The following is a 13,859-nucleotide window of genomic DNA, read 5'->3' on the forward strand; positions in this document are numbered from 1 at the left end:
GTCAGGCGAGACTGAACAAAGTGGCACGTTTATTTCATAAGCAACTGTACGCACAAGCCTGGCCCCGCCTTTAAGTCTTGTCTAAATTACGCGCCCGAGCGCCAGGTAACGAAGCCTGATCGACCAGCCCACTGGTCGATCAGGTTTTTTTTTGGAGAAAATAAATGCGCCGCACGATTGAGGTTGGGCTGTTGCTCTCGACCGACGGGACTTACAAACGCATGGGCCAAAACGCGTTGGCCGGGGCCGAGCATGCGCTTGCCGAAATCAATCGTAATGCAGGCTACGATTTTCAGCTGCGGGCCACGCACATCAATCCACAGGGTTTTCTACACAAATACGGTGAGGGTTCGGTGCAGTTAATGGACGCTGGAATTCGCCATATCTTTGGGACAACCACATCGGCGAGTCGCAAAGAGATCATTCCTGACCTGGAACAGAACGCCAGTTTGCTGTGGTACGCCTGCCCATACGAAGGGTTTGAAAGTAGCGAGAACGTGCTGTATCTCGGCGGCTGTCCGAACCAGACGCTGATTCCATTGCTACGCTATGCCCTGAATACCTTTGGCAAGCGCGCGCTGCTAGTGGGTTCCAACTACATTTGGGGCTGGGAAAGCAATCGCATCGCCCGGGAGATTCTTGAGGCAGCGCACGGGGAGGTACTGGGTGAAAAGTATGTCCACCTGGGTTCGACTCATTTCAGCGAGTTGATCAAGAGCCTGATCAGCGACCGACCCTCTTTTATTCTGAACAATCTGGTGGGTGAGTCGTCCTACGCTTTTCTGCATCAGCTGGATGCCGCGTGCCAAGCCGTTGACTTGAATTTGCCAGTGCTCAGTTGCAACTTGACTGAAGCTGAACTGGCGGAAGTGGGTGATATCCACAGCCTGCGATTGTTGTCATGCGGGCCGTTTTTTGAAGACGTTGATCGCGGTTTCAGTCAACAGCAGCGGCGTCAGCATGGGCTGCATCGCTGCTCCCATTACTACACCGGGATGTACGTCGCCGTGCATTTGTTTGCTCGGGCACTGAGCCAGTGTGGCAGCGATGATCCGGACGCCATTTGCGATTATCTTCACACGCACCCCCAGGACAGCGTGCTCGGTACGTTAAGTATTTCTGCACGCAACAATCACAGCAGTTTGCCGTGTCATATCGCCGAACTGCATGACGGTCGCTTCGTGGTGCTACACAGCGAAGCGCAACCGTTGCAGGCTGATCCATACCTGACCGCCACCGACCTGAGTGAATTCCACAGCCTGCGCGCTTCTGCGCCAGTGCCCCGCCTGAGGATCGTCAAATGAGCCTGCTTAAACGCCCGGATTTTGAAAAGGGTCGCCTGCTGCTGATCGACTGCGAGCCACGGACCTTGGCCAGCCTGCAAAAAAGCCTGCAACGACTGGGCATTACCCCGTTGGCGTTGTTTGAGGACGCCAACGATCCCCTTGATGACTGTTTTGCCGCCATCGTCGAGCTGGAACATTTCGCCAGCCCAGCGGTGCTGCAACGGCTGAACACCAGCAACGTGCCCATTGTGGCTCTGACACCCCATGAAACGTTGTCGCAAATTCAGCGCGCCATTGAGTTGGGCGCTACTGCATTGCTCAACAAGCCCATTACCCAGGGCTCGGTTTACACCACGCTAATGATGGCGATTGGTCTGCGCGAACGGCTGGACGCCGACGCTCGCACTATCGATTCGCTGCAACAGCGGATCGGCGCCAGACCTCTATTGGCCCAGGCATTGGCGCGGTTGATGGTCGAGCACAACCTGGATGAGCGGCAAGCGTATGAACGGCTGCGAACGCTGTCGATGCAGCTCAATCGCAGCCTGGACGAACTGTGCGCGCAAATGGCTGCCAATCAGTTGCAGCAAGGCGGAAGCCGGACATGAGTGTGCTGCGGGCTTTGATTCGTCGTCCTGCGGTGGCGCTGTCGTTGCTGTACATCGCAATTGTCGTGCTATTGGCATTGTTTGCGCCTCTGATGAGTCCTTACGACCCGTCCGAGCAATTCGTCGAAGGCCTGACGATGGAAGGCGCACCCATGGCGCCTGCCACACCTTACTGGCTGGGCACCGATTTGCTGGGCCGCGACCTGCTGTCTCGGTTGATTTATGGGGCGCGGACGTCGCTGTTTATTGGCTTGGTCGCCAACGGCCTCGCGGTATTGATCGGCACCCTGGTGGGCCTTACCGCAGGTTTTCTGCGCGGCTGGACCGGCAGCGTGTTGATGCGCTTTACCGACTTGATGATGGCGTTCCCGGCATTGCTGCTGGCGATTGCCTTGTCAGCGATTTTCCAGCCAAGCGTCTGGATCGTTGCGCTGGTGATCGCCATGGTCAACTGGGTGCAGATCGCCCGAGTGATCTACTCCGAGACCATTGCCCTCAGTGCCCGAGACTTTGTCGCGGTGGAGCGGACCCTGGGCGCCAGTTCCCTGCGCATCCTGTTCTCGCACCTGCTGCCGCATTTGCTGCCGACCATTCTGGTGTGGGCCACGTTGGGGATATCCACCACGGTGCTGCTCGAAGCGACTTTGTCTTATCTCGGCGTGGGCGTGCAGCCGCCGACCCCGAGTTGGGGCAACATTATTTTTGAAAGCCAGACGTATTTCACCTCCGCGCCTTGGCTGGTGTTTTTCCCCGGTATCGCCATCGTCCTGCTGTCACTGGCCTTCAACCTGGTCGGCGATGCCCTGCGCGATGAACTCGACCCTACCTTGATCGGGAGAAGCTGAATGTTGACGTTCATCAGTCGCCGCATTGGTTATTCGTTACTGATTCTGCTCGGCGTTACGTTCATCACCTATTTGCTGCTGTTTATGTTGCCGGCAGACCCTGCGCGGCAAATCGCCGGGCGCAGTGCTACGCCGGAAGTGGTGGCTGGAATCCGTGCGCAGTTGGGCCTGGACCTGCCTTTTTATCAGCAGTACGCCAGCTACCTCGGCAAGCTGGTGCAGGGTGATTTGGGCCGCTCGTATATACAGCGTAGCGAGGTTACCGAATTGATCGGATCGCGCTTGCGGCCTTCATTGGAATTGATGGGCGCAGGCATTGGCTTCGAGCTATTGATCGGCATTACGCTCGGCGTAATAGCTGCTCTGCGACGTGACAGTTGGGCCGATAAATTGCTCATGGCGCTGTCGTTCGTGGGCGTTTCTGCGCCGCAATTTATTGCCGCGATGTTATTCCTGTACTTCTTTGCGGTGCAGCTCGGCTGGTTCCCGATGGGGGGCTACGGCGGGGTTGAACACCTGATATTGCCAGCCTTGACCCTGGGCATTCTCGGCAGCGGTTGGTACTCGCGCATGGTTCGCTCTTCGATGATCGAAGTGCTGCACCAAGACTTCATTCGCACTGCACGCGCCAAAGGTTTGAGCCGGGTTCGCGTGGTGCTGCGTCATGTGCTGCCCAACGCCATCGTGCCGGTGATCCCAATGATTGGCATCGACATCGGCATCTTCATGGGCGGGCTGGTGGTGGTCGAGTCGGTGTTTGGCTGGCCGGGCATTGGCCAGTTGACCTGGCAAGCGATTCAGCAAGTAGACATCCCGGTCATCGTCGGCGTGACCACGGTTTCTGCGGTGGCGATCGTCTTCGGCAATTTGATCGCCGACCTGGTGATCCCCTGGATTGATCCGCGAATCGACATCAAAAAACACTAAAAACGTTCACCACAGATAAGGGGCAGGAGCATGAAAAAAACAGCACTATCCTTGGCCGTAGCGGCCACGTTATTTGCCGGGACACTTCTGGCCGATGACTATGATCCGGCCGCGAAAGACGGCGGCAAAATAGTTGTCACTTATCAGAACGACGTCGCCACTCTCGACCCGGCCATCGGGTACGACTGGCAGAACTGGTCGATGATCAAAAGCCTGTTCGATGGGTTGATGGACTACAAGCCAGGCACCACCGAGTTGGTTAAAAAACTGGCGCAGGACTACAAAATATCCGACGACGGCACCGTTTATACCTTCACCCTGAAAAAGGGCGTGAAGTTCCAGAACGGTCGCGAGCTTAAGGCCAGCGACGTCAAATACTCCCTGGAGCGTACGGTCAATCCAAAAACCCAAAGCCCAGGCGCAGGCTTTTTCAGCCCTATCGTGGGCTACGAGGACATGACCACCAACAAGTCCGAGCATTTATCGGGCATCGAAGTGGTCGACGACTACACGGTGAAAATCACCCTGAAACAGGCGAATGCGACCTTCCTGCATGTAATGGCGATCAACTTCGCTTCGATCGTGCCAAAGGAAGAAGTCGAGAAGTGGGGTGCTGATTTCGGCAAGCATCCGATGGGCACCGGTGCATTCAGCCTGGCTGAATGGAAGCTCGGTCAGCAGATTGTGTTCAAGAAAAATCCCGACTACTTCAAAACCGGTTTGCCGCACCTCGACAGCATCACCTTCGAGATCGGCCAGGACCCAACGGTCGCCCTGCTGCGCCTGGAGAAAGGCGAAGTGGATATTGCCGGTGATGGCGTACCACCGGCCAAATTTCTCGAATTCAAGAACGATCCGAAGTTCAAGGGCTACGTCGTCACCGGCAATCAGTTGCAGACCGGCTACGTAACCATGAAAACCACTCTGCCGCCATTCGACAACCTTAAGGTGCGTCAGGCGATCAACATGGCGATCAGCAAAGACCGCATCGTGCGCATCATTAATGGGCGAGCAATCCCGGCCAACCAGCCGTTACCGCCAGCGATGCCTGGTTACGACAGCGCTTACAAAGGTTATAGCTACGACGTCGAAGGCGCGAAGAAACTGATGGCAGAGGCGGGTTTGGCCAAAGGTTTCGACACCGAGCTGTACGTGATGAATACCGATCCGCAGCCGCGAATCGCTCAAGCTATCCAGGCGGATCTTGCGAAGATCGGCGTGCGTGCGCAGATCAAATCCTTGGCGCAAGCCAACGTGATTGCAGCCGGCAGCTCCAAGGATCAGGCACCGATGGTCTGGTCGGGCGGCATGGCCTGGATCGCCGACTTCCCGGACCCGTCGAACTTCTATGGACCCATCCTGGGCTGTGATGGCGCGGTGGATGGTGGCTGGAACTGGGCGCTGTATTGCAACAAAGCACTGGATGCCCAGGCGGCAAAAGCCGACAGCATGGCCAAACCGGAGCAGCAGGCCGAGCGTACCGCGATGTGGAAGAAGATATTTACCGACGTCATGGCTGATGCGCCGTGGGTGCCGATCTTCAACGAGCAGCGGTTCACCGTGCGCTCGGCGCGCATGGGCGGCAACGATGCGTTGTATGTCGATCCGGTTCACGTACCGGTCAATTACGACTACATCTGGATCAAATAAAACCCTGTCGGCTCGCTCTATGCGCAGCCAATCGCCACGCCTGCGGGCGTGGCGTTTTCAACGCTGGAGATTTCCCATGTGCCAGACCTGCCTGGTCAAGACCATTCATAGCATCAACAGCCATTTCGGTTGGGACAACAGCCTGCAACCCACCGCCACAGTAGCGCCGGGTTCTATGTTGGAGTTCATCTGTAAAGATTCTTCCAATGGCTTCTTTACCCCGAATTCGGTGGTAAGCGATGTGTCGAGTATTCCGTTCGACAAGATCAATCCGGTCACCGGGCCGATTTTTGTCGAAGGCGCCGAGCCAGGTGATGTACTGAAAATCACCATCGACAGCTTCAAGCCCAGCGGCTTCGGTTGGACGGCGGCCATTCCGGGTTTCGGCTTGTTGGCGGATCAGTTCCCGGACCCGGCGCTGGCCCTGTGGCACTACGATAAAGGCTCGTTGGCGCCTGCTGCCTTCAGTGACTTTGCGAAAATTCCGCTTAAACCTTTTGCCGGGACGATTGGCCTGGCCCCCGCTGCGGCCGGCTTGCATTCGGTGGTGCCGCCACGTCGGGTTGGCGGCAACCTGGACATTCGCGACCTGTCGGCGGGCACCACGTTGTACTTGCCGGTTGAAGTCAGCGGCGCGTTGTTATCCATTGGCGATACCCATGCCGCCCAAGGTGACGGCGAGGTCTGCGGTACGGCCATCGAAAGCGCAATGGACGTGGTAGTAAAACTGGATCTGATCAAAAACACACCGCTGGCCACCCCGCGCTTTAGCACCCCGGGCCCGGTCACCCGGCATCTCGACAGCGCAGGTTACGAGGCATTTACCGGGATCGGCCCGGACCTGATGCAAGCTGCGCGGCAGGCGGTGGGCAATACCATCGACTGGCTGTGTCGTGAGCACGGTATGCCTGCAGAACAGGCTTACATGCTGTGTTCGGTGTGCGGTGATTTGCGCATCAGCGAAATCGTCGATCTGCCCAATTGGGTGGTGTCGTTCTACTTCCCGAAAATTGTGTTTACCTGAGGCGTGTGAGGACTTTTGATGAGTAACCAGACCTTACAGCCGGTGTTGTCGGTGCAGCAGTTGTCGGTCGACGTCGGCCATGGCCCGGACGCTCGCCGGGTGGTCGATGACCTCACGTTTGATTTGTATCCGGGGCAAACGCTGTGTATTGCTGGGGAATCCGGCAGCGGCAAATCGCTGTCGTCGCTGGCGATCATGGGATTGCTGCCCAAGTCGGTACAAGTGACACAAGGCGCGATTCTGTTTGGCGGGCGCGACTTGATCGGTCTCGCAGAACCTGAATTGCAACTGCTGCGCGGCAAGCAGATAGGCATGATTTTCCAGGAGCCCATGACCTCGCTGAATCCACTGATGACAGTTGGTCAGCAGATGGAGGAAACCTTGCGTCGTCACGAACCTTTGGGCCGCCAGGCGTTGCGTCAGCGGACTCGAGAAATGCTTGATTCGGTGCGTATGCCGCAGGTGGAAAAGCGCTTGTTGCAGTATCCACACGAGTTGTCTGGCGGGATGCGCCAACGAGTGATGATCGCCATGGCCATGCTCTGTCGACCGCAAGTTCTGATCGCAGACGAGCCTACCACCGCATTGGACGTCACGATTCAGGCGCAAATCCTGCAATTGATGCGCGAGTTGCAGCAGGTCTACGGCACCAGTCTGCTGATGATCACCCATGACATGGGCGTGGTGGCTGAGATGGCCGATTATGTGGTGGTGATGAATCACGGCCGTACTGAAGAGCAGGCACCGGTGCGCGCGTTATTTACTCAGCCAGGCGCTGCTTACACGCAGAAGCTGCTTGCCGCCGTACCGGTGCTCGGCACTGCGGGCGAGCCGCAAGACCTCAGTGAGCGGCCGGTGGTATTGAAAGTGCAGGACCTGTGTGTGCGATTCCGGATGAGCATGGGTTGGTTCAAAGAAGACAAGCAGGTGCATGCCGTCGAGCGGCTCAACTTCGAACTGCGTCAGGGCGAGACCTTGGGGTTGGTAGGGGAGAGCGGGTGCGGCAAGTCTTCCACCGGCAAGGCGCTGATGAATATGCTGGCCTATCAAGGCAGCGTGAAACTGTGCGGCAAGGAACTCAATGGACTGCAAGGCGCCGAGTTGCAAGCGGTGCGCCGCGACATCCAGATGGTGTTTCAAGACCCCTACGCGGCGCTCAATCCGCGCAAGAACATCTTCGAGCTGATCGGCGAACCGTTGCTGATTCACGACCGCGTGCCGCTGGCCCAGCGTCGGGAACGTGTGGCTGAACTACTGCGTCAGGTCGACATGCCAGCGGATGCCATGCGCCGCTACCCGCACCAATTTTCCGGTGGCCAGCGTCAGAGAATCTGCATCGCCCGGGCCCTGGCGCTCAATCCGAAAATTATTATCGCCGACGAATCCGTTTCAGCCCTGGACGTCTCGGTGCAGGCGCAAGTCCTGGAGTTGCTGGAACACCTGCGCGATCAGCACCAGCTCAGCTATCTGTTCATTTCCCACGACTTGGCCGTGGTTGAGCGCATCTGTCATCGGGTAGCGGTGATGTATGGCGGGCAAATTGTCGAAATCGGCCGCCGTGACCTCGTCCTGCATAATCCGCAGCATCCCTATACCAAGCGGCTGCTCAGCGCTGTGCCGATGCCGGATGTCGATCGCACCCATGACTTTAAAGCGTTGCTTAAGGAATTCGAGCAGCCGAGTCCGATCAAGGCCAAAGGCTATGAAGCGCCGGCGCAAACTTTTTTGAAGCGTGGGGAGGAGCATTGGGTGGCGGCGGGGTGAGCGCTGGGGCGATAGTATCCGGCCCGCTAACGTTTATCCTGATGCGCTATCACGTGTTTCTGGCAATTTTCCAGTTGTATTGAGGTTGTTTTTCGACAATTGGCACTCAGTTGGATAGTTTTCCGTCCGCTAAAGAAAACCCCGACCACAGCTCTTCCACGTTAGTAATTCCCCATTCTTCCGCTGACTCGATCTGAATGATCTTGTCAGATTCGTCAGGACTGGCTAAGTCAATAATCTGATGTGAGAGAGGTTTTTTTGTTCGCATAGACAGAAATACTTTCACTTTCGGTGCAATAAGCGAAAGCCCATTCTGCTCAATCACTACACCTAAACGACCGCTTTTAAGGCTGACCAACGCGCCAATCGGATAGATACCCACTGTTTTGACGAAGTGCCGGAAAATGGTCTCATCGAAGTGCCCCTTCCAGGACGCCATCTCGCGGATAGTGTGCGCAGGGCCCCAGCCTTTCTTGTACGGACGTTCAGACGTTACGGCGTCATAGACATCACACACCGCACCCATTCTGGCGAACAGGCTGATTTGGTCCCCGGCCAAAGCGTGGGGATAACCGGAGCCGTCGATCTTTTCGTGGTGATGCAGGCAGACGTCCATGACCTGAGCGCTAAAGCCTTCGGCACTTTCAAGAATTTTCAGGCCTTCCTCGGGGTGGTTCTTCATGCGCTCGAACTCTTCAAAGGTCAGCTTTCCGGCCTTGTCGAGAATACTGCTGCAAATCATCATTTTGCCTACATCGTGCATCAGCCCGGCGATCCCGGCTTCCTTGACGTGCTCCTCGGACAACTTCAGCTGTCGGGCCAGGGCAATCATCAATATGCACACGGCGACAGAGTGCATATAGGTGTAGTCGTCAGACGTCTTCAAGCGGGCCAGGCTGAGCAATGCGTGGGGATGTCGGAGAATCGAATGGGTGATTTCATCCACCAGTAACGAACCGTCTCCGGGGTCTATTGCTCTTCCCAGTCGCGCATCGTTAAACATGCGTATAACGGCAGTCTTGGCCCGGTCGCAGATTAACCGAGCCTGAGCCAGCTCCTCATTCAGGCTGGCAGGGGAGGTGCTGGCTGAAGGCGTCATGGCAGGCTGGGCGCCTATTGGCGGAAAAGTCTCTTTGCCAAAATCGACCCACACCTCATCGACGAACAGCGCTTTGATTCGCAGAATGTCTTGCGCGTTTTTTATTTCAAAGCTGCCTTTCCACGAGGGGTGATTAGCCCATACGCCGCAGAATTGGTGGATGTGCATGCCAACGGAAACGTCAGAAGTAAGGATTTTTTTCAGCACGCGAATTCTCTCTACTGCACTGCGTCCATGCGGGAAGGCAATTCGTAACGTTTTTTTATTTTAGTGACGCTCATGGCCAGTTTTATATCCCGTCCATCATGGACGGCGATGTGCTGGATTGGCTTCCAGTGATTGCATAGTGCCACTATCGGCGCACTGGTGTCGAAAAGATGTGCGGTCTTGCCGCAGCCCTACGATTTGCCTTGTCAACAACGCCACTCTCTACCCATCGGGAAGCATCGCGCAAGCGCTCAAATCACCGATGTATTTCCCATTGACCTTTACGTTGCGACTGCACGAGAGGGGCGGACACGTTATAGATTGATGAAACGCATGCAATTCGTTCCCTCTAGCCCAGAAGTGTTCAGCGGGCGTTTGGGAATTTTTCTCTGCACTCATGTTCTAATCGCGGCATGGCCCTGGCCTGATGTTCGCAGCGGCCTAGTGAAGCTGCCTTGATGATAAACAGGAGTTACCCAATGTTTACCTCGTATCGCTTGATAATTGCCGCTACCGCGTTGGCCGTGTTGGCCGGGTGCGCATCGCCAAATCCCTATAGCAACCAGCAGGCTTCGAGTAATGATTCTGGCGGCGTCAGTAACACGGCTAAGTATGGCGGTCTGGGTGCTTTGGCAGGCGCCGTCGCAGGGGCTGCGATTGACCATGGCAACCGTGGCAAGGGCGCGTTGATTGGCGCTGCAGTAGTGGGCGCCGGTGCTGCCGGATACGGCTATTACGCAGATAAGCAAGAAGCTGCGTTGCGCAAAAGCATGGCCAATACTGGGGTTGAGGTGCAGCGTCAAGGTGACCAGATCAAGCTGATCATGCCGGGCAATATCACCTTTGCGACCAACTCGTCAGCTATCGCGCCGAGCTTCTATGCACCACTGAATAATCTTGCTGGTTCACTGAAACAGTACAACCAGAACATGATCGAGATCATCGGTTTTACTGACAGCACCGGCAGCCGTCAGCACAACATGGACTTGTCATTGCAGCGCGCGCAGAGCGTCAGTACTTACCTGACGTCCCAGGGCATCGATCCTTCGCACCTGGCGGTAGGCGGCCTGGGTCCTGACCAGCCGATTGCGAGCAACGCCGATGTTAACGGTCGTGCGCAGAACCGTCGGGTTGAGGTCAACCTGAAGCCGATTCCTGGGCAGCAGTATCAGCAGCAGTAAGATGCGCGCCACCACCCCTCTGTAGGAGCCAACTTGTTGGCGAGGCGGCCACCGCTGTGTGTCAGGCGAACCGTAGCGCTGCGGATATCGCCAACACGTTGGCTCCTACAGAACGCCTTCAACCTTTCGCCGGATACTGCCGGTGCATCTCATCCAGTAACAAATCTTTCTCATCCCACAGCTTGTTGATCCACTGCTGGAATTCCAGGCGGTATTCGCCGTCCTGGTCGTAGTTTTTGCCGATGAACTGCGGCGGAATTTTGATTTCTTCGAAATGCACCACGATCTCGTTGACGTTACCGCACAACAAGTCCCAATAGCCTGGCCGTCCGCCGGGGTAATGAATGGTCACGTTGACGATGGATTGCAATTGCTCACCCATGGCGTCCAGCACAAACGCAATGCCGCCCGCTTTTGGCTTGAGCAGGTAGCGAAACGGTGACCGCTGTTCGGCGTGCTTGCTCTCGCTGAAGCGAGTGCCTTCGACGAAGTTGAAGATACCCACCGGATTGTTGCGAAACTTGTCGCAGGTGCGGCGGGTGGTTTCCAGGTCTTTGCCTTTCTTCTCGGGGTGCCTGGCCAGGTAAGCCTTGGAGTAGCGCTTCATGAACGGGAAGCCCAGCGCCCACCATGCCAGGCCGATCACCGGCACCCAGATCAACTCTTGCTTGAGGAAAAACTTCAGCGGACGTATGCGCCGGTTCAGCACGTATTGCAGCACCATGATGTCGACCCAGCTTTGATGGTTGCTGGTGATCAGATACGAGTGCTGATAGTCCAATCCCTCAAGCCCACTGAGGTGCCAGCGAGTATCGCGTAGCAACTTCATCCAGGCTTTGTTGTTGCTGATCCAGGCCTCATGAATGTGGCCCATCAACCAGTCGGTGAAGCGTTGCGCTGCGGGGAAGGGCAGGCACAGCTTAAAGAGGGCGACGATGAATAGAGGCGTGCAGCAAACAATGGTGTTCAGCGCCAACAGCAGCGAGGCAATGACGCCGCGCAAGGGAGCAGGTAAAGAATCCAGCATGTGGGCCAAGGCCTCCGCAAAAGATATCGGATGCCGCCGGGACGATCCGGCGGCACTGGTTGATGTAAGTAAGGGTTAGGGCGTCACGACAACTTGGCCGCCTGAATGGCTGTCAGCGCGATGGTATAGACGATGTCGTCGACCTGAGCGCCGCGAGGCAGGTCGTTGACCGGCTTTCGCAGGCCTTGCAGCATTGGGCCCAGGCTGACGCAATCGGCGCTGCGCTGTACCGCCTTGTAGGTGGTGTTGCCGGTATTCAGGTCCGGGAACACAAACACCGTTGCGCGGCCGGCAACCGGACTGTTCGGCGCCAGTTGCCGGGCAACGTCTTCATTGGCGGCGGCATCGTATTGCAACGGACCGTCGATTTGCAGATCACTTTGCGCCCGGTGGGCCAGTTGGGTGGCTTCACGGACTTTTTCAACCTCTTCGCCACTGGCCGACTCACCACTGGAATAACTGATCATCGCCACCCTTGGGGCAATGCCGAACGCCACCGCCGAGTCAGCACTTTGCAGGGCAATTTCGGCCAACTCGGCCGCCGTTGGGTGCGGGTTCATGATGCAGTCGCCGTACATCAGCACCTGTTCCGGAAACAGCATGAAAAACACCGACGACACCAGCGTGCAGCCTGGCGCAGTCTTGATTAGTTGCAGGGCTGGGCGAATGGTATTCGCCGTCGAGTGAATAACCCCTGAGACCAAGCCGTCAACTTCGTCCAACGCCAGCATCATGGTGCCAATCACCACGGTATCTTCCAACTGCTGCTCAGCCATCGGCGCATTCAGGTTTTTGTTTTTACGCAGTTCGACCATGGGCGCGATGTAGCGCTCGCGGATCAGGTCGGGGTCGAGAATTTCCAAACCCTGCGGCAGCTCGATGCCTTGAGCCTGGGCCACGGCATACACTTCCTCAGGTTTGGCCAACAGCACGCAACGGGCGATGCCCCGCGCCTGACAGATCGCCGCCGCTTGAATGGTCAGCGGTTCACTGCCCTCAGGCAGCACGATGCGCTTGTTGGCGTTTTGTGCACGCTGGATCAGTTGATAGCGGAACACTGCTGGCGACAGGCGCATCTCCCGTGGCGTGCCGCATTGCTGATGCAACCATTTCGCGTCCAGATGCCCGGCGACGAAATCGGTAATGGTCTCGGCGCGCTCGCGGTCGTCAATGGGAATTTCTTTATTCAGCTGGTTCAACTGGTTGGCGGTGTCGTAAGAGCCGGTACTGACGGATAACACCGGTAAACCGGCCTGCAATGCGCCGCGACACAATTCCATGATCCGCGGATCCGGCACTGTGTCGCTGGTCAGCAACAGGCCGGCCAATGGCACGCCGTTCATGGCGGCAAGGCTCACGGCGAGGATGATGTCATCGCGGTCGCCAGGCGTTACCACCAATACGCCGGGCTTGAGCAGCGCCACCGTATTGAGCACGGTGCGTGCGCAGATGATGACCTTCGACATCCGCCGTTGTTCGTAGTCGCCCGCATTAAGGATTTGCGCACCCAGCAGCTCGGCGACGTCCCGGGTACGCGGGTCGTTGAGGTCGGATTGAAACGGGATGCAGCCCAGCAGGCGGAATTCACCGCTGCGCAGAAGTGGCGAATGCTCTTTCAGGCGCGAGGCGAAGGCCTCCATGCTTTCATCGGTGCGCACTTTGTTCAGAATCACACCGAGGACTTTCGGATCTCTTGGACCGCCAAACAGCTGCGCTTGTAGTTCGACCCGGCCAGACAGCTCGGTCAGTACGTCGTTTTCCGGCGCCGAGACGAGGATCACGTCGGCGTCCAGGCTTTTAGCCAAATGCAGATTGACCCGCGCGGCGTAGCTGGCGTGGCGAGTCGGGACCATACCCTCGACAATCAGCACGTCTTTGCCGATGGCGGCTTCTTGATAGAGCTGGATGATTTCTTCCAGCAGCTCATCAAGCTGACCGTCGCCAAGCATCCGCTCGACGTGTGCCAGCCCCAGCGGCTTAGGTGGCTTCAAGCCGTGGGTGCGGGCGATAAGCTCAGTCGAGCGCTCTGGTCCGAGGTCGCCGGGGTGCGGTTGGGCGATGGGTTTGAAAAAGCCAACCTTGAGTCCTGCGCGTTCAAGGGTACGCACCAGCCCGAGGCTGATAGAGGTCAAACCCACACCAAAGTCGGTAGGGGCGATAAAAAAAGTTTGCATGCGGACATCTCGATTGAGCAGTGCAGGGGCGGCTGCGGGCCGCCAGCAAAAATATCGGTTTACGTCA

Annotated in this window: 11 protein-coding genes; 8 read left to right on the top strand and 3 right to left on the bottom strand. The window is 57.1% G+C overall.

The window, feature by feature from the left end; translation table 11 throughout:
- The first annotated feature begins 164 nt into the window (after positions 1–164).
- From JWR17_RS13985 to JWR17_RS14015, 7 genes are all read left to right on the top strand, one after another.
- Positions 165–1,304, top strand: coding sequence for a transporter substrate-binding protein (locus tag JWR17_RS13985; protein ID WP_299832421.1), 1,140 nt, complete (start codon positions 165–167; stop codon positions 1,302–1,304).
- Complete coding sequence (locus JWR17_RS13990) at positions 1,301–1,894, top strand: ANTAR domain-containing protein (RefSeq protein ID WP_299832424.1); 594 nt, start codon at positions 1,301–1,303, stop codon at positions 1,892–1,894. The genes JWR17_RS13985 and JWR17_RS13990 overlap by 4 nt, the downstream gene beginning before the upstream one ends.
- Complete coding sequence (locus tag JWR17_RS13995; protein WP_299832426.1) at positions 1,891–2,739, top strand: ABC transporter permease; 849 nt, start codon at positions 1,891–1,893, stop codon at positions 2,737–2,739. The genes JWR17_RS13990 and JWR17_RS13995 overlap by 4 nt, the downstream gene beginning before the upstream one ends.
- Positions 2,740–3,666 carry an ABC transporter permease gene (locus JWR17_RS14000; RefSeq protein WP_299832428.1) on the top strand — a complete coding sequence of 309 codons (927 nt, stop codon included), beginning with the start codon at positions 2,740–2,742 and terminating at the stop codon, positions 3,664–3,666.
- Positions 3,667–3,696: 30 nt separating this feature from the next.
- Positions 3,697–5,316, top strand: coding sequence for an ABC transporter substrate-binding protein (locus JWR17_RS14005; protein ID WP_299832430.1), 1,620 nt, complete (start codon positions 3,697–3,699; stop codon positions 5,314–5,316).
- 76 nt (positions 5,317–5,392) lie between these two features.
- Complete coding sequence (locus JWR17_RS14010) at positions 5,393–6,340, top strand: acetamidase/formamidase family protein (RefSeq protein ID WP_299832432.1); 948 nt, start codon at positions 5,393–5,395, stop codon at positions 6,338–6,340.
- A gap of 18 nt (positions 6,341–6,358) precedes the next feature.
- The gene (locus tag JWR17_RS14015; RefSeq protein ID WP_299832434.1) at positions 6,359–8,104 is read left to right on the top strand and encodes an ABC transporter ATP-binding protein; all 1,746 of its coding nucleotides are present in this window, start codon (positions 6,359–6,361) and stop codon (positions 8,102–8,104) included.
- 106 nt (positions 8,105–8,210) lie between these two features.
- Here the strand turns inward: JWR17_RS14015 and JWR17_RS14020 are convergent, their stop codons facing one another.
- Positions 8,211–9,410, bottom strand: a complete 1,200-nt coding sequence (locus tag JWR17_RS14020; RefSeq protein WP_299832435.1) for an HD-GYP domain-containing protein — start codon at positions 9,408–9,410, stop codon at positions 8,211–8,213.
- 479 nt (positions 9,411–9,889) lie between these two features.
- On the opposite strand from JWR17_RS14020, the gene JWR17_RS14025 reads away from it, so the two are divergent.
- Complete coding sequence (locus JWR17_RS14025; RefSeq protein WP_299832437.1) at positions 9,890–10,591, top strand: OmpA family protein; 702 nt, start codon at positions 9,890–9,892, stop codon at positions 10,589–10,591.
- Positions 10,592–10,709: 118 nt separating this feature from the next.
- Here the strand turns inward: JWR17_RS14025 and JWR17_RS14030 are convergent, their stop codons facing one another.
- Together JWR17_RS14030 and pta are read right to left on the bottom strand one after the other, a co-directional pair.
- Entirely contained in the window at positions 10,710–11,618 is a 909-nt protein-coding gene (locus JWR17_RS14030; RefSeq protein WP_299832439.1) for an acyltransferase, read from the bottom strand.
- 83 nt (positions 11,619–11,701) lie between these two features.
- Positions 11,702–13,792 carry a phosphate acetyltransferase gene (gene pta / locus JWR17_RS14035; RefSeq protein WP_299832440.1) on the bottom strand — a complete coding sequence of 697 codons (2,091 nt, stop codon included), beginning with the start codon at positions 13,790–13,792 and terminating at the stop codon, positions 11,702–11,704.
- Positions 13,793–13,859: the final 67 nt, after the last annotated feature.

This window comes from Pseudomonas sp. (genome assembly GCF_028293835.1).
GTDB lineage: Bacteria > Pseudomonadota > Gammaproteobacteria > Pseudomonadales > Pseudomonadaceae > Aquipseudomonas.